Annotated in this window: 19 protein-coding genes; 14 read left to right on the forward strand and 5 right to left on the reverse strand. The window is 65.8% G+C overall.

Annotation, left to right across the window (positions count from 1 at the left end; genetic code table 11):
* The first annotated feature begins 112 nt into the window (after positions 1-112).
* Genes ACNI3R_RS11240 through ACNI3R_RS11250 form a run of 3 tightly spaced genes read left to right on the forward strand, consistent with a single transcriptional unit; the run spans position 113 to position 2,280 of the window.
* Positions 113-1,099 (forward strand): agmatine deiminase family protein, encoded by a 987-nt coding sequence (locus tag ACNI3R_RS11240; RefSeq protein WP_426183278.1) that lies wholly within the window; start codon positions 113-115, stop codon positions 1,097-1,099.
* A 13-nt stretch (positions 1,100-1,112) separates the two neighbouring features.
* Positions 1,113-1,961, forward strand: a complete 849-nt coding sequence (gene aguB / locus ACNI3R_RS11245) for an N-carbamoylputrescine amidase (protein WP_426183280.1) — start codon at positions 1,113-1,115, stop codon at positions 1,959-1,961.
* 25 nt (positions 1,962-1,986) lie between these two features.
* Entirely contained in the window at positions 1,987-2,280 is a 294-nt protein-coding gene (locus ACNI3R_RS11250) for a putative quinol monooxygenase (protein WP_426183282.1), read from the forward strand.
* A 69-nt stretch (positions 2,281-2,349) separates the two neighbouring features.
* On the opposite strand, the gene ACNI3R_RS11255 is transcribed toward ACNI3R_RS11250, so the two are convergent.
* A complete protein-coding gene (locus ACNI3R_RS11255) occupies positions 2,350-3,615 on the reverse strand; it encodes a dicarboxylate/amino acid:cation symporter (RefSeq protein WP_426183284.1) in 1,266 nt (421 codons plus the stop codon).
* A gap of 24 nt (positions 3,616-3,639) precedes the next feature.
* Here ACNI3R_RS11255 and ACNI3R_RS11260 point away from each other — a divergent pair, with 24 nt between their 5' ends.
* Both ACNI3R_RS11260 and ACNI3R_RS11265 read left to right on the forward strand, forming a co-directional pair.
* Positions 3,640-3,774 (forward strand): hypothetical protein, encoded by a 135-nt coding sequence (locus ACNI3R_RS11260; RefSeq protein ID WP_426183286.1) that lies wholly within the window; start codon positions 3,640-3,642, stop codon positions 3,772-3,774.
* Positions 3,775-3,842: 68 nt separating this feature from the next.
* Positions 3,843-5,111, forward strand: coding sequence for an AmpG family muropeptide MFS transporter (locus tag ACNI3R_RS11265; RefSeq protein WP_426183683.1), 1,269 nt, complete (start codon positions 3,843-3,845; stop codon positions 5,109-5,111).
* A 9-nt stretch (positions 5,112-5,120) separates the two neighbouring features.
* On the opposite strand, the gene ada is transcribed toward ACNI3R_RS11265, so the two are convergent.
* The 3 genes from ada to ACNI3R_RS11280 form a co-directional block, all read right to left on the reverse strand.
* Positions 5,121-6,176, reverse strand: a complete 1,056-nt coding sequence (gene ada, locus ACNI3R_RS11270) for a bifunctional DNA-binding transcriptional regulator/O6-methylguanine-DNA methyltransferase Ada (protein WP_426183288.1) — start codon at positions 6,174-6,176, stop codon at positions 5,121-5,123.
* Between the two features lie 98 nt (positions 6,177-6,274).
* Positions 6,275-6,535 carry a hypothetical protein gene (locus tag ACNI3R_RS11275; protein WP_426183290.1) on the reverse strand — a complete coding sequence of 87 codons (261 nt, stop codon included), beginning with the start codon at positions 6,533-6,535 and terminating at the stop codon, positions 6,275-6,277.
* A gap of 32 nt (positions 6,536-6,567) precedes the next feature.
* Complete coding sequence (locus tag ACNI3R_RS11280; RefSeq protein ID WP_426183292.1) at positions 6,568-7,074, reverse strand: hypothetical protein; 507 nt, start codon at positions 7,072-7,074, stop codon at positions 6,568-6,570.
* Positions 7,075-7,282: 208 nt separating this feature from the next.
* On the opposite strand from ACNI3R_RS11280, the gene rpiB reads away from it, so the two are divergent.
* The 6 genes from rpiB (at position 7,283) to ACNI3R_RS11310 (ending at position 12,168) form a co-directional block, all read left to right on the forward strand.
* On the forward strand, positions 7,283-7,741 hold the full coding sequence (gene rpiB / locus ACNI3R_RS11285; protein ID WP_426183294.1) for a ribose 5-phosphate isomerase B: 459 nt from the start codon (positions 7,283-7,285) through the stop codon (positions 7,739-7,741).
* Positions 7,738-9,054, forward strand: a complete 1,317-nt coding sequence (glyA, locus tag ACNI3R_RS11290; RefSeq protein ID WP_426183296.1) for a serine hydroxymethyltransferase — start codon at positions 7,738-7,740, stop codon at positions 9,052-9,054. The genes rpiB and glyA overlap by 4 nt, the downstream gene beginning before the upstream one ends.
* Positions 9,055-9,516: a transcriptional regulator NrdR gene (gene nrdR / locus ACNI3R_RS11295; protein ID WP_165324642.1), complete on the forward strand. Its 462-nt coding sequence runs from the start codon at positions 9,055-9,057 to the stop codon at positions 9,514-9,516.
* Positions 9,513-10,241 (forward strand): RNA methyltransferase, encoded by a 729-nt coding sequence (locus tag ACNI3R_RS11300; RefSeq protein ID WP_426183298.1) that lies wholly within the window; start codon positions 9,513-9,515, stop codon positions 10,239-10,241. The genes nrdR and ACNI3R_RS11300 overlap by 4 nt, the downstream gene beginning before the upstream one ends.
* Before the next feature lie 153 nt (positions 10,242-10,394).
* Positions 10,395-11,258, forward strand: a complete 864-nt coding sequence (locus ACNI3R_RS11305; RefSeq protein ID WP_426183300.1) for a PEPxxWA-CTERM sorting domain-containing protein — start codon at positions 10,395-10,397, stop codon at positions 11,256-11,258.
* 70 nt (positions 11,259-11,328) lie between these two features.
* Positions 11,329-12,168: a sterol desaturase family protein gene (locus ACNI3R_RS11310; RefSeq protein ID WP_426183302.1), complete on the forward strand. Its 840-nt coding sequence runs from the start codon at positions 11,329-11,331 to the stop codon at positions 12,166-12,168.
* Between the two features lie 2 nt (positions 12,169-12,170).
* Here the strand turns inward: ACNI3R_RS11310 and ACNI3R_RS11315 are convergent, their stop codons facing one another.
* Positions 12,171-12,497, reverse strand: a complete 327-nt coding sequence (locus ACNI3R_RS11315; RefSeq protein ID WP_426183304.1) for a chorismate mutase — start codon at positions 12,495-12,497, stop codon at positions 12,171-12,173.
* A gap of 103 nt (positions 12,498-12,600) precedes the next feature.
* Here ACNI3R_RS11315 and ACNI3R_RS11320 point away from each other — a divergent pair, with 103 nt between their 5' ends.
* The 3 genes from ACNI3R_RS11320 to ACNI3R_RS11330 all read left to right on the forward strand — a co-directional run bounded on the left by ACNI3R_RS11320 (position 12,601) and on the right by ACNI3R_RS11330 (position 16,137).
* Positions 12,601-14,124, forward strand: coding sequence for a glycosyltransferase family protein (locus tag ACNI3R_RS11320; protein WP_426183306.1), 1,524 nt, complete (start codon positions 12,601-12,603; stop codon positions 14,122-14,124).
* A 182-nt stretch (positions 14,125-14,306) separates the two neighbouring features.
* Positions 14,307-14,921, forward strand: coding sequence for a 30S ribosomal protein S4 (gene rpsD / locus ACNI3R_RS11325; protein WP_426183308.1), 615 nt, complete (start codon positions 14,307-14,309; stop codon positions 14,919-14,921).
* 157 nt (positions 14,922-15,078) lie between these two features.
* Positions 15,079-16,137: an acyltransferase family protein gene (locus ACNI3R_RS11330; protein ID WP_426183310.1), complete on the forward strand. Its 1,059-nt coding sequence runs from the start codon at positions 15,079-15,081 to the stop codon at positions 16,135-16,137.
* Position 16,138: the final 1 nt, after the last annotated feature.

The raw sequence follows: 16,138 nt of genomic DNA on the forward strand, positions 1-16,138 counted from the left end.
CCGCTGCCTAGCCCAGAAATCGGCGCGCGGGAATCGGCTATCGCCGCGCCCTGCCCTCCCATCGGCGATTCCCCACTTTGAACCGTCACGCCGCATCGCTATCTGCGCGGGCATGAACAACTATCGCCAGCCCGCCGAATGGGCGCCGCACGACGCCGTATGGATCGGCTTTCCCAGTCATCCCGAGCTGTGGGAGGACGATCTCCAACCCGCCCAGGCAGAGGTCGTCGCCTTCGCACGCGCGGTCCATGCCGGTGGCAAGGGCGAGCGCGTCATCCTCGTCGCCGCCGATGAGGCGTCCGCCGAGCAGGCGCGCGCGCTGGCGGGCGACGCCGCCGAGGTAATCGTCGAGGCGTTCGGCGACATCTGGCTGCGCGACAGCGCGCCGATCATCGTGCGTTCGGATGCCGGCCTCGCCGCGACCGATTTCGACTTCAACTGGTGGGGTGGCAAATATGAGCTGCCCGGCGACGAGAGCATCGGCGCCCGCCTCGCCGCGCGCACCGGCTTCCCGACCCGCCGGCAGGAGTGGGTGTTCGAGGGCGGCGCGATCGACGTCGACGGCAGCGGCATCGCGGTGACCACCGAGCAATGCCTGCTCAACCCGAACCGCAACCCCGATCTCGACCGCGCGGCGATCGAAGCGCGGCTGGCGTATGGGCTGGGCGTCGAGCGGCTGCTGTGGCTCGGCGACGGGCTGCTCAACGACCATACCGACGGCCATGTCGACAATCTCGCGCGCTTCGTGGCGCCGGGCGTGATCGCCATTCCCGAGCCGGCCGGCGCGGACGACCCCAATGCCGGGGTCTTCGCCGATGCCCGCGCCCGCGCGGAGGCCTTCGGGCTGAAAGTGGTCGCGATCCCCTCCCCCGGCGCGGTGGAAAGCGACGGGGAGATCATCCCCGCCTCTTATATGAACTTTTACATCGGCAACGCCGCCGTGGTCGTCCCGCTCTATGGCGCCGCCAATGACGAGGCCGCCGTGGCCGCGATCGCCGCGCTGTTTCCGGGCCGGACGGTGACGGGCTTCCGCGCCGACCATATATTGACCGGCGGGGGCAGCTTCCACTGCATCAGCCAGCAGATCCCGGCGGCGTAAGGAGAAGACGAAGATGAGCAAGATCAAGGTCGCGGCGCTCCAGCTCGCTTTCTCCGACGACATCGACGAGAATATCGCCGAGGTGTCGAAGCTCGTCCGCGAGGCGGCGGGCAAGGGCGCGCAGGTGATCCTGCCGCCCGAGCTGTTCGAGGGCCATTATTTCTGCCGGGTCGAAGACGAAGGCCTGTTCGCGCGCGCCAAGCCGACGAGCGAGCACAAGGCCGTGACCGCAATGCAGGCGCTGGCCGCCGAGCTGAAAGTCCATATCCCGACCAGCTTCTTCGAAGCGGACGGGCCGCACCATTATAACAGCCTGGCGATGATCGATCCCGACGGGCGCGTCCAGGGCGTCTATCGCAAGAGCCACATTCCCGACGGCCCCGGCTATGAAGAGAAATTCTACTTCCGGCCCGGCAATACCGGCTTCAAGGTCTGGCCGGCCGAGGACACGACCGTCGGCGTCGGCATTTGCTGGGACCAATGGTATCCGGAAACGGCGCGCGCGATGATGCTGATGGGCGCGCAGATCCTCTTCTACCCGACCGCGATCGGCAATGAGCCGCATGACCCCGATCTCGACACCAGCCGCCTGTGGCGGCGCGCGATGATCGGCCATGCGGTGTCGAACGTCGTGCCCGTCGTCGCCGCCAACCGGATCGGGACCGAAGACGGCCAGACCTTCTACGGCCACAGCTTCATCTGCGACGAGCGCGGCGACCTGCTGGCGGAGTTCGGCGCGACCGAGACGGGCGTTCTCGTCGCCGAACTGGACATCGACCTGGCAAAGCGCCACCGTGCGGCCTTCGGCTTCTTCCGCGACCGGCGCCCCGAACTCTACGGCCGGCTCGCGCAGGATATCTGACAAACGGCCGCTGAGGAGAGGGACGATGACGATCGCCAGGGTCTATACGATGCACGCCAAGGAAGGCATGTCCGGAGAGATGGAGGCCGCGCTCAACCATCTGATCGACGGCGTGACGGCGATCGACGGCTCGCACGGCGCCGAACTGCTCCGCGACGCGGGCAATGACCGGCGCTTCATCCTGATCGAGAAATGGGAGAGCATCGAGGCGCACAAGGCCGGCGCCGAGGCGTTCAAGAAGGTCGACATGTCCGCGCTGATGGCGGCGATCGACGGCCCACCCGACAGCGCCTATTTCGATTATCTCGTCCGGCAATAAGTCGGGCGGACATCCCGAAAAAGATCGAGCCCCTCGACCGGCGGTCGGGGGGCTCTTTCATGTCGGCGTTCAGGGCGCGTGGGCCGGTTCGATCTCGGCGGGTTCGATCACGTCGAGATGCTTGGTCTCCCACTTGGCCACGACGACGCTGGCGACGGCATTGCCGACGACATTGGTGGCCGAGCGGCCCATGTCGAGGAAATGGTCGACCGCGAGGATCAGCAGCAACCCTGCCTCAGGGATATCGAAGAAGGCCAGCGTCGACGAGATGATGACGAGGCTGGCGCGCGGCACGCCCGCGATCCCCTTTGAGGTCACCATCAGGATCAGCAGCATCGTGAACTGGTGCCCGAGGGTCAGCTCGACGCCATAAGCCTGCGCGATGAACATCGTCGCGAAGGTGCAGTAGATCATCGATCCGTCGAGGTTGAACGAATAGCCGAGCGGCAGGACGAAGCTGGCGATGCGCGGCGGCACGCCGAAGCGGTCGAGCGCCTCGAGCGTGCGGGGGAAGGCCGCTTCCGACGAGGCGGTGCTGAAGGCGAGCAGGATCGGCTCGCGGATGTAGCGGATGAGCAGGCCGGTGCGCGAACCGACGACCAGAAAGCAGAGGGTGAGGAGCACGCCCCACAGCACGAGCATCGACAGATAGAAGCTGCCCATGAACTTGCCGAAGCTGATCAGGATCGTCGGCCCCTGCTCCGCCAGCGCCGTCGTGACCGCGGCGAAGACGGCGAAGGGGGCGAAGCGCATCACATAGTCGGTGATCTGGAGCATGACCTGCGCCAGCGCCTCGATGCCGCGGACCAGCGGCGCGGCTTTCTCGCCGATCGCGGTCACCGCGACACCGGTGAAGACCGAAAAGACCAGGATCTGCAGGATCTCGTTGGTCGCCATCGCCTCGAAGAAGCTCTTGGGGACGAGATGGGTGATGAACTGCTTGAGCGAGAAATCGCCCTGTGACAGGCCCGCGCTCGCGCCTTCGGGCGGCAGGACGAGGTCCGCGCCGACGCCGGGCTGCAGCAGGTTGACCATGACCAGGCCGAGGGTCAGCGACAGGAGACTTGCGCCGAGGAACCAGGCGATCGCCCGCCCACCGACGCGGCCCAGCGCCGCCGTGTCGCCCATGTGCGAGATGCCGACGACGAGCGTGGCGAACACCAGCGGCGCGATGATCATCTTGATCAGGCGCAGGAATATCTCGGTCAGGATCGAGATATAGCCGGTGATCTCCTTGAGCGTCGCCGGGTCGGCGACCGTCTTGTTGAGCGTGATGCCGAGGATGATCCCGAGGAACATCGCGATCAGAATGTACATCGTGAGGCGCTTGGCCACGGGCGTCTCCGGAATATGTAAAGCATGTTGGTCGTCGCAAAGCGGGCTGCGGTCAAGGGCAAGCCTGTCGAAAAGGGCGGCTTTCCGGGCGGCGCATCGCTTGGCGGGACGACTCTGCCCCTTCCCACCCCGCGCGGCCTCGCTATGCTGGTACTATGAACAGCATATCGGGGGACGGCGGCGAGACCGCCGGGGACAAGGGCATCATCGCGGCGATCCGGCCCTATATGGAGCCGGCACCGCTCGCCGCGCTGTTTCTGGGGATAAGCTCGGGCTTTCCCTTCGCGATGATCGGCGCGACCCTCACTACGCGCCTCGCGCAGGACGGGATCGACAAGAAGGCAGTGACGGCCTTCACCCTCGCCTTCCTCGTCTATAATCTGAAATTCCTGTGGGCCTGGGTCGTGGACGGCGTCCGCCTGCCGCTCCTCGGTCGGCTGGGGCAGCGCGTATCCTGGATGCTGGTGATCGGCCTGCTGGTGATAGCAGCGGTGTTCCATCTGGCGCTGGTCGACCCCAAGGCCGGGCTGATGCAGACCGCCGTCGCAGCGATCCTTGTGGGGGCAGCGGGCGCGACCTTCGACATCATCATCGACGCCTATCGGATCGAACTGCTCGAAGCACGGCAGTTGGGCGTGGGCGCGGGCATGTCCCAATATGGCTGGCGGATCGGCTCGGCGACCGCTGGCGCAGTGGCGCTGGTGCTGGCCGGGCGCTTCGGCTGGGAAGTCGCCTATGCCGCCTGCGCCGCCTTCGCCCTGCCCGCGATGATCACCGCGCTGGTGATGGGCGAACCGGAACGCCACCGCGAGCCGACCGGTCGTCGCAGCGGCGGCGAGGTCTGGGCTTCGATCGCCGGGCCGCTGCTCGAATTCTTCCGGCGGCGCGGCGCGATGCTCGTGCTGCTGTTCATCCTGCTGCACAAGATCGGCGACACCCTCGCCAACCTGACCTTCCGGCTGCTGTTCGACGATCTCGGCTACACCAATGACGAGATCGCGATCTACGATGTCGGGCTCGGCTTCTGGGCCTATCTGATCGGCATCTTCGTCGGCGGCATCCTCTACTCGCGGCTGGGCATGAAGCGATCGGTGCTGATCAGCCTGATCCTCATGGCCGTCTCCAACCTCAGCTTCGCCGGGCTGGCCGCCAGCGGCCATGATAACTGGGCGATGGCCGGCGCGATCGGGTTCGAGAATATCGCCAGCGGCATTGGCGGGGTCTGCGTCGTCGCCTATTTCTCGGCGCTGTGCGACCTGCGCTTCACCGCCGCGCAATATGCGCTGATCTCGGCGGCGGCCAGCGTGGTCGGGCGGATCATGACGGGCACCACCGCCGGCGCGATGATCGAGGCGGTCGGCTATGTGAATTTCTACCTGCTCACCACGCTCGCCGCGCTGCCGGGCATCCTGCTCTTCTGGTTGATGATGCGCGCGGGTCTTATCGACCAGTCGATCGGCAGCGCGGGCGAGGACGAGACGGCGCCAGGGGCCTGAGCCGCCGCCCTATCCCTCGCTCTCGCGGGCCAGCAGGCGGCGCTTGCGGTCGGGTCCCCAGCGATAGCCGGTGATCGACCCGTCAGACCGCAGCACCCGGTGGCAAGGCACCGCGACCGCGATGGCGTTGGCGGCACAGGCGGCGGCCACGGCGCGCGACGCGCGCGGCTCCCCGATCGCCTGCGCGACCTCGGCATAGCTGCGCGTCTCGCCCGACGGGATCGCCCGCAGCGCCTGCCACACCCGTTGCTGGAAGGCCGTTCCTCTGATGTCGAGCGGCAGCGACAGGCCGTTGCCCGGCTCCTCGATCAGATCGACGACAGCAGCGACCGTTTCGCAGAAGGCATCGGCCCCCTCGCTGATCGCGGCGTTCGGAAATCGGCGATGGAGGTCGGCGATCATCGCCGCGTCCTCGTCGCCCATCAGGATCGCGCAGATCCCGCGCTCGCTCGACGCCGCCAGCACACGTCCGAGCGAGCAGGCAGCGACGGCGTAGCGGATCGCCATTGCCTGCCCACCCCGGCGATAGGCCGCAGGGGGCATGCCGAGCGCCGCATCGGCGGCGGCGTAGAAGCGCCCGCTCGATCCGAACCCGGCTTCGTAGAGCGCCCGCGTCACCTGTTCGCCGGCCTCCAGCGCCGAGCGGAGCCGGCCGGACCGATGCGCGACCGCATAGCCTTTCGGCGTCAGCCCGGTGACCGCCTTGAACAGGCGGTGGAAATGATAGGGGCTCACCCCCGCCGCATCGGCAAGTTCGCCGAGCGAAGGCGGCTCCTCGGCCGCCTCGATCCGGCGACAGGCTTGGGCGACCAGGGCCGCCTGTCGCTCGGCGCGCGGCGCCTCGTTCGGGCGGCACCGCTTGCAGGGGCGAAAGCCGGCCGCCTCGGCTTCGGCTGGCCCGGCATGGAAGCGGACATTGCCAGGCTTCGGCGTGCGCGCACCGCAGCTTGGGCGGCAATAGACGCCGGTCGACGCAACCGAATAGACGAAGCTGCCATCGGCGGCGGCCGACCGCGCGACCAACTGGCTCCAGCGGGGATCTTCGACGATGGGGTCCATCAGCATATCATAGCTCCTTCGACCGATATTGTGTCGACAGGATCATGCTGCTGCTCGCCGGCGGCTGCTCCCCGGCTCTTGCTTTCGAATTGCCGGACGGGCGTTCAGGCCGCCGCGCGACGCTCCGCCTCGCGTTCGCAATCCGGACAGGGGCCGATATGCGGATAGGGATGCGCCGCCTCGTGCCAGTGGGACACGGCCGCCTCGAAGATGTCGATGCCCTCGCCATAGCCGAGGCCGCGCAGCACATCGTTGGTCAGGATGTCGAGCGCGCGATGCGCCTCGTGCCCGCTCATCGTCGCGACGATCTCGCGCGCGAGACGGGCGAATTCCTCTGCCGGGATCAGGGGTGCAGGCTTGGTCATCCGCGCGCCCCTAGACCCGAAAACCGGCCTTTTCAAGGCTTGGGCGCGGCCTCCGCAGGGGCCGGAACGGCGGCGGCCCCTGCGACGGGCGCCGGGCCATCCTCCCGGCAGAAACCCTCGCCTTGCTGGATCATCAAGCAATTCTGCTTGCCAGCCAGCCATTTGAGACCGGTCTGGTCGCCGGTCGCGGCGCGGACGCTCTCCGGCCGACCGTTGCGGGTGAAGCGGATCAGATCGCCATCGGCGGTGCCTTCATAGCTTTTGGTACCGTCGAGCAGCGTAACCGACAGCACGTAACGCCCGCGCTCGCCGGCAGGCTGAACGTCGAGCACCAGCCCCTCGACACCGATCCATTTACCCACCCAGGCATCGGTCGGCAGCGGCGACGCGGCATTGTCGGCGGGCGTCTCCGCATCGAGCGTATCGACCGCAGCCTGGTCGACGACCGAGACATTCTCGATCGGCTGTGCATCCTCGCCCCGCGCGCAGGCGCCGAGAAGCGCGAGGGCCGCGAGACCGGAAAAGGTAAGGCTCTTCATCGAACTATGCTCCGCGAACGACATGTGATTTCGTGATGCGCCACCTTGAACGGGATGAACCCCGCGCCGGTCAACCGAAAAGCGATCGGCGGAACAGTCCCCCCGCGCCTGCATCGCTTCCCCTTTGTCATGGCTTCGCGGCATTGCAGCGCAGCGCTTTGATCCCTAGAGGGTGCCGCAACCCGACTCGTAAATCACTGGACAGGATATGGCCGAGACCATCGCCATCGCATCCGATCATGCCGCATTCGACATGAAAGCCGCGCTGGCCGACTGGCTCCGCGAAGAAGGCCATGAGGTCGTCGACCTCGGCCCCGACAGCACTGCCTCGGTCGACTATCCCGATTATGGCTACAAGCTCGCCCAGGCGATTGCCGATGGCCGCGCCACCAAGGGCATCGCACTGTGCGGCTCGGGCATCGGCATCTCGATCGCGGTCAACCGGCACCCGGCCGCGCGCTGCGCATTGGTGTCGGAGGAGCTTTCCGCCCGTCTGTGCCGCGAGCATAACGATGCCAATGTCATTGCCATGGGCGCTCGCCTGATCGGTATCGAGCAGGCCCGCGCCTGCGCCGCCGCCTTCCTGTCGACGGACTTTGCCGGGGATCGCCATCTCCGCCGCGTCGACAAGCTCTCCAACCCCGCCTTCGACAAGGAACCCGCATGAGCAGCAACCCCGCAGCCACCCTGTCCCAGGTCCAGCCGGACGGCTTCTTCTCGCGCGGTCTGGCCGATGCCGATCCTGCGGTCTTCGCCGGTCTCCAGCAGGAAATCTCACGCGAAAAGAAGCAGATCGAGCTGATCGCATCGGAGAATATCGTCTCGAAGGCGGTGCTCGAGGCACAGGGTTCGGTATTCACCAACAAATATGCCGAGGGCTATCCGGGCAAGCGCTATTATCAGGGCTGCCACCCGTCCGACGTCGTCGAGCAGCTGGCGATCGACCGCGCCAAGGAATTGTTCGGCTGCGGCTTCGCCAATGTCCAGCCGCACTCCGGCGCACAGGCGAACGGCGCCGTCATGCTGGCGCTGACCAAGCCCGGCGACACGATCATGGGCCTCAGCCTCGACGCGGGCGGCCACCTTACCCACGGCGCGAAGGCCGCGCTGTCGGGCAAGTGGTACAACGCCATCCAATATGGCGTCCGTCCCGACGATCACCTGATCGACTTCGACCAGGTCGAGGCGCTGGCGCGCGAGCACAAGCCGACCCTGATCATCACCGGCGGCTCGGCCTATCCGCGCCAGATCGACTTCGCCCGCTTCCGCGCGATCGCGGACGAGGTCGGCGCGCTGTTCATGGTCGACATGGCCCATTTCGCGGGTCTCGTCGCGGGCGGCGTCCATCCGAGCCCGTTCGGCCATGCCCATGTCGTCACCACCACGACGCACAAGACGCTGCGCGGCCCGCGTGGCGGCATGATCATGACCAATGACGAGGCGATCGCGAAGAAGATCAACTCGGCGGTCTTCCCCGGCCTGCAGGGCGGCCCGCTGATGCATGTCATCGCCGCCAAGGCAGTCGCCTTCGGCGAAGCGCTGCAGCCCGAATTCAAATCCTACGCCGCCGCCGTGGTCGAGAATGCCAAGGTTCTCGCCGCGCGCCTGAAAGAGCGTGGCGCCGACCTCGTCTCGGGCGGCACCGACACGCATCTGGCGCTGGTCGACCTGCGCCCGATCGGCGTGACCGGCCGCGACGCCGACGAGGCGCTGGAGCGCGCGGGCATCACCTGCAACAAGAATGGCGTGCCCAATGATCCGCTGCCCCCGGTCAAGACCTCGGGCATCCGTGTGGGTTCGCCCGCCGGCACCACCCGCGGCTTCGGCCCGGCCGAGTTCCGCGAGATCGCCGACATGATCGCCGACGTGCTCGACGGGCTCGCCAAAGACGGCCCCGAAGGCAATGGCCAGACCGAAGCGCATGTGCGCGCCCGCGTCGAGGCGCTGTGCGACCGCTTCCCGATCTATCCGGAGCTCTAATTGCGCTGCCCCTTCTGCTCGCATGAAGACAGCCAGGTGAAGGACAGCCGCCCCACCGACGACGGGGCGGCGATCCGGCGCAGGCGCCAGTGCGAGGGCTGCGGCGCGCGCTTCACGACCTTCGAACGCATCCAGCTGCGCGAGATGACGGTGGTGAAGAGCGACGGTCGGCGCGAACCGTTCGATCGCTCGAAGCTCGAACGCTCGATTGCGGTTGCCTGCCGCAAGCGCCCGGTCGATCCGGCCCGGATCGAACGCCTGGCGACCGCGATCCAGCGCCAGATCGAGACGACCGGCGACAGCGAAATCGCGGCCAATGCGGTCGGCGAGATGGTGATGGACGGGCTGAAGGCGCTCGACAGCGTCGCCTATATCCGCTTTGCCAGCGTGTATAAGGACTTCACCGAAGCCAAGGACTTCGAGGATTTCGCCGGCGCCGTCAGCGAGGCGGGGCGCGAGTGAGCGGTACTAGCACCCCGCAACCCGCGATCGTCCTCGTCCGTCCCCAGCTGGGCGAGAATATCGGCAAGGCCGCCCGCGCCATGCTGAACTTCGGCATGACCGACATGCGGCTGGTGTCGCCCCGCGACGGCTGGCCCAATCCACAGGCCGGTCCGGCGGCTTCCGGTGCCGACATCGTGCTGGAAAAGGCCCGTGTCTATGACAGTGTGGCAGAAGCGATAGCCGACTGCACCCATGTCTTCGCCACCACCGTGCGCAAGCGCGGCGTGACCAAGCCGGTGATGACGCCCGAGGAGGCCGCCGGCGCGATCCGGAGCGAGCCGGGCCGTTCGGCCATATTGTTCGGTGCCGAGCGCTCTGGCCTGGAAACCGACGACGTGGCGATCGCGCGAACGATCCTGACGGTCCCGATCAATCCCGAGTTCGGCAGCCTGAACCTGGCACAGGCGGTAATTCTGGTCGCCTATGAATGGTCGAAGGGCGAAGCGCTCGTCTCGCCCACCGCAACCGATCTCGATCCGCCGGCCTCGCAGGACGAGCTCGACGGCCTGATCGACCATCTCGACCGGATGCTCGACGAATCGGGATATTTTTTTCCGCCCGACCGGGTGCCGACCACCAAGCGAATGCTGCGCGGACTGCTCACCAAGCCGGCCTGGAATGCGCAGGAGGTGCGGACGATGCGGGGCGTTTTGACTGCGTTGCAGCGACCCCGGCCACGGTAAATCCGGGAACTTCCCGGAACTTGAACGGTTAACAGCCTATCATAGCAATTGTAAATTGGATGTAAACCGCAAAAAACTGCGGAATCTTGCATTTACCAATTGTATACTGTAGATCACCTTATATGCGTACTGTGTATCGGGGGCCTTGGTTGGATGCGTAACAAGCTCGTCGCGCTGCTAGCTGTGCTTGCTGCTTGCCTGTCGGCGGCCCAGGCCCATGCGGCAAATCTGCTCGTCAATGGCGGGTTTGAAACCACATCCTTCTTCTACCTCGATGGCGGGGGCAATGCCATCTATCCCGGCACATCCTGGGGTCCCTATTTCCCGGCCCAGACGGTGCAGGGCTGGGACAATGCCGGCTATAACTTCATCTTCAACGCCGACCTGTCGGCTTCCGCCTCGGGAAGCCCGACGACGCCCGCCTATCTGCAGCTATGGGGCATGCCGGGCACGGGCGTGAGCAATGGCATCACGGCCAGCCCTGTCGGCGGCAATTTCGTGGCGGCCGACGGCGCCTATCTGAACGCGCCGCTGTCGCAGACTTTGACCGGCCTCACCGTTGGCGCGCAATATTCGGTAGCCTTCTGGTGGGCGGCAGGCCAACAATTTCCCTTCAACGGCGCCACCGCGAGCGGCTGGAACATCTGCTTCGGCACTTGCGCCTATACGACCAGCTACGACGCCAATGGCGATGGCTATGCGACCTTCACGGGAGTCGACAGCCAGATCATCAGCACGGGCATGGTGACGGTGCCAGAGCATGGCTTCGTGCCCTGGCGCTATGAATATCTGACCTTCACCGCGACCTCGTCCACCCAGACGCTATCGCTGCTGGCCTATGGCACCCCGCTCGGCCAGCCGCCCTTCTCCCTGATCGACGGCATCAGCCTCCAGTCGGTTCCCGAACCGACCACCTGGGCCATGATGCTGGTCGGTTTCGGCCTGATCGGCGGCGTGATGCGCGGCCGTCGTCAATCGCCATTCCGTCACAATCCGGCACACGCACAGATCGTCTGATCCGCCCTCGCTACCACGCCCTGGCCCGACGGCCGGGTGACGCACGCAGCGTTAACAGGTAGGATAAGGCATGACGCCCGATCTCGATCATTTTCTCCGGACCGCACTCAGCCTGTTCGTGTGGCTTGCGCTGCTGATCGCGATCTTCGTGCCGATCGAACGACTGGCCGGGCGCCAGCGTCAATCGACGCTGCGGCCGCAGATGCTCGCCGATCTTGGCTATTTCTTCATGACCGGGTTCATTCCGACCTTCGTCCTTGCCATGCCGATGGCAGTGATGGGCGCAACGGGGCGAGCGCTTCTTCCCGAAGGCTATTTGCTGTGGATCATAGGTCTGCCGATCTGGATCCAGATCCTCATGGCCCTGGTGGTCGGCGAGTTCGGCTTCTACTGGGGCCACCGGCTGATGCACGAGGTCCCCTGGCTCTGGCGGTTCCACGCGACGCACCATGAACCGCAGCGGATGGACTGGCTGATCAACACGCGCGCGCATCCGGTCGACATCATCTTCACGCGCATGTTCGGGCTGACCCTGGTCAACATCGCGGGCTTCGGTTCACCCGGCGCGGGCTCGGGCAGCCTCGTGCCGGTGATCGTGCTGATCATCGGCACCTTCTGGGGCTTCTTCATCCACGCCAATCTGAACGTCAACCTGCCCTGGTTCGAGCAGTTGCTGTCGACGCCTCGCTTCCACCATTGGCATCATTCGCGCGATGAGCATGTGAACCGAAATTACGCCTCGGTACTGCCGATCTACGACCGGCTGTTCGGAACTCTTCACCTGCCGGCAAAGGCCTGGCCGCCCAGCTATGGCATAGCGCCGCAGAATCGGCCGGAAGTGCTGCTCGATCCGGACGGACACATGTCTCTGCCAGCCGACAGCCCCTCCGAAGCGAACAGACCCGCCTGAGATCAGTCCTTGCGAAGTTCGTCGAACCGGTCGAGCTCGTGCGCGATCGAGCCTTCGACAAGCATGTCGTACAGTCGATAGGCCAATTTGGGGGGAAAGCCGCGATCGTCGGCGACCTTGACCGCATGGGCGATGACCTGGGCCTTGCGGACCTCGTCACGCACCGCGCCGCGATCGGGCTTAATCCGGGCAGCCGCCTCGATATAGCGCATGCGTTCGGCCAGCAGGCTCACGATCAGCGTGTCGAGACTGTCTATGGCGGCCCGCACCTCGTGCATTTCGGTACATTCGGCGGCGGGCAGGATCGTCTTTTCAGCAGGCTCTGTCATGCGCGCGCCCTTAGACCATAATGCGGCGCGGTTGAACCGCCCTAAGGGGCTTTTGTGAGGACGAAGGCCGGGGTGCCTGCTAGGAGGCGCGCAGGGGGACAAGATGACCGGATCGCGCAACTGGAAAGCTCTGGCGAGTCACCCGCTCGCGCTCATCTGCCTCGTCGCCTTCGCGCTCCGGCTGGCAAGCGCCTATCTGCTGCCCAACATCACCCATCCCGACGAGACCTTCCAATATGGCGAGCAGGCCTATCGCGCCGTCACCGGACGGGGACTGGTGCCTTGGGAATATGCGGTGGGCGCGCGCAGCTGGCTGCTGGCCGGTATGCAGATTCCTGTCGTCGCCACAGTCCGGCTGGTCGCTCACGATCCTGCGCTGCTGCGTCTGGCTCTGGCGGCGGCCATGTCTCTGTTCGCGCTGGCGAGCGTCTGGGCATCCTATCGGATCGGCCGCGATCTGGGCGGCAGCCGCGAAGCCGCGATCCTGTCGGCGCTGCTGGCCGCCTTCTGGTGCGAGTTCGTCTATTTTTCGCCCCACTTCCTGGCGGATACCGTATCCGCCGTCTTTCTGCTCCTCGGCGTGGCCTTCGCTGTCGGTTGGCGCCGCGCTGTCGAGCGGTCCGACCTGAAACCGGCGCCCCGCAAGCTCCTCGCTGCAGGCATCATGCTCGGCTTTGCCGTCGCCTTTCGGCCACAACTGGGCCCGGCAGCAATCATCCTCGGGCTTTGGACGGTCGGGGTCCGCCCGACCGCGCGCTGGCTATGGCTGCTGGTGGGGGGCCTGGTTCCGATCCTCGCCATGGGTGCGGTCGACTGGATCAGCTGGGGCAGCCCTTTCCATTCGGTCTTCACCTATGTCCGCGCCAATTCTGGCGGCATCGCCAATATCTTCGGGGTCGAGCCGGGCCATTATTATCTCGCGCGCGAGCTTGCCGTCTGGGGGGTGGCGACACCCCTGATCGTCGGAACCGCCATTCTCGGCGCGCGCCGGGCGGCCATATTGGCGATCCTCAGCCTGACCATTTTCATCACCTTCTCGGCGGTGCCGCACAAGGAATGGCGCTTCGTCTATCCGGCGCTGCCACCCCTCTTCTGCCTCTGCGCGATCGGATCGGCCGAGGTGCTGGCCATTGTGAGAAGGCGGCTGCCCGCCGTGAAGGGGGCGGCGATCCTTGGGGCGATCATCCTTGCGTGGCTGGCCCTGTCCCTGCTGAGTGGTGTGCGCGGCGCGATGCGGCCGGTGTGGATGCAGGGGTCCGAAAGCATCCTGGCGCTGGAGCAGGCGAGCCGCGACCCGAAGGCCTGTGGGCTGGGCGTCGAGCCGCCCGACCGCTGGATGCGGACCGGTCTGTCGCGGCTGCGCTCGGACATCGGCCTCTACCCGGCCCGCAGCGGCCAGGACGGCCTCTACAATTATGCCATAAGCTTCGAAGCCTCACGCAGCCGGTTCGCGCGGGGCGACGCCGGATTCGTCGAAGTGGGCTGCTATCGCGCCGGCACCTGCCTCTACCGTCGACCCGGCGGATGCACCGGCCAGGGTCCCCCGCTGCGCGCCGACCCCGAACCTGCGGTCCGCGACATGCTCGATCGCCTCGGCCTGCATGCTATCGACAGACCCGCCCGCTGACCGTCCCGCCCACACTTGACTCGCGAAGTCCACCACGTCATAGGCGCGCCTTCGCAATCGGCCCCGCACCCCGGTGAAGCGGTGGCCCCGATGTCCGAATGGACAAAAGGAGCGAGTACCGGGATCGACCCTGCTCCGCTTCGCGGCCGCAGGCAACGTAACAGCGATTGAAGGACGACATCATGTCGAAGCGCAACAGCGCCAAGTATAAGCTCGACCGCCGGATGGGCGAAAACATCTGGGGTCGCCCGAAGAGCCCGGTCAACAAGCGTGAATATGGCCCCGGCCAGCACGGTCAGCGCCGCAAGGGCAAGATGTCCGACTACGGCATCCAGCTGAAGGCGAAGCAGAAGCTCAAGGGCTATTACGGCGACGTCACCGAGAAGCAGTTCAAGAAGAACTACACCGAAGCGTCGCGCATGAAGGGCGACACCTCGCAGAACCTGATCGGCCTCCTCGAGCGCCGCCTGGACGCAGTCGTCTATCGCGCCAAGTTCGCACCGACCATCTTCGCTGCTCGCCAGCTGGTCAGCCATGGCCACATCCGCGTCAATGGCGTGAAGTGCAATATCGCCTCGCGTCAGGTGAAGCCGGGCGACGAGATCTCGCTGGGCAGCAAGGCGCAGGAAATGGCGCTGGTCATCGAAGCGCAGGGCCTCTCCGAGCGCGACGTTCCCGAATATATCGCGCAGGACGGTGGCGCGAAGGTTACCTTCGTCCGCGTTCCGACGCTCGACGAGGTGCCCTACCCCGTCAAGATGGAACCGAATCTGGTCGTCGAGTTCTACTCGCGCTGATCCGGACATCATTGCAGACACAGGAAAGGGCGGCCCTCGGGTCGCCCTTTCTTTTGTCATCGTCAGTTGACAAGCCGTGCCTGCACGACGATCACTTCAGCGCGGCATTTCAGCGGGCGAGCTAACCTGGCCTTGCCGCGTGTTGGGGGAGTGGCTTTTGGACAAGACGGGTCAGCCGAACAATATCGGCTTCCTGCGCCTGGTCTTTGCAAGTGGGGTGATCCTCACCCATGCGCACGAGCAATGGGGCCAGGCCCCCGCCGGGCGCGACCTGCTCCAGACGATGACGGGTAACGGCCTGACGGTAGCCGCGCTGTGCGTCGATGCCTTCTTCCTGATCAGCGGCTATCTGATCGTGCAGTCGATGCACCATTCGCGCGACATCGGCAGCTATTTCGCCAAGCGCGCGCTGCGCATCTATCCGGGCTTCCTCGTCGCCTTTCTGCTCAGCGCGCTGCTCGTCCCCCTGCTCTACGACCATATGCCCGACCTGGGTCAGTTCTGGCGCATGGCCATCCTTCAGCGGCCGGAACCATTTGCGATCGCCACGGCCATGATCGAGCCGAACACGCCGATGTGGACGATCTCCTACGAGTTTCGCTGCTATGTGCTGGTGGCGCTGCTCGCAGCCTTCGGACAGCTGGAACGGCGGACGATGCTGCTCAAGGCTACCGCTATCGCTTTCGCGCTGTTCTGCTTCTGCAATATCCCAGGTGTCTATTGGCGGGTCGAGCAGTTCCGCTTCCTTCCGCTCGTCGACATGACCCTCGGTGCGCCCTACCCCGCACTGCGCTTCCTGTCCGCTTTCGGGCTCGGCGGCTGCGCCTATCTCTACCGTGCCGAACTGCAGGCTCTGACCGGCCGTTTCGCCGCCGTAGCCGGCCTTATTGCCCTCGCCGCGCTCTTTTATCGCCCGATCGCGCAACCCTCTGCAATCCTCGCAGGCGGACTGCTGCTCTACTGGGCAGCATTCCGCGCGAACTTCGGTCCGCTGCAACGCATCAATGACCGCTTCGACATCAGTTACGGGACCTATCTCTACGGCTATCCACTCGGCATCCTGTGGAGCTTCGCCGCCCTGTCCTTCCCGCTCTTCGTGGCGGCAACCTTGCTGTCCGCCTGGGCCATGGGCGCGTTGAGCTGGGTGTTGATCGAACGCCCGGCCCAGCGCTGGAAGAAGCGCCTCGACGGCAAGGCCGCTGCCCTAGCTACCTGAC

It is taken from the genome of Rhizorhabdus antheiae, from assembly GCF_049889055.1.
In the GTDB taxonomy this organism is placed as follows: Bacteria; Pseudomonadota; Alphaproteobacteria; order Sphingomonadales; family Sphingomonadaceae; genus Rhizorhabdus.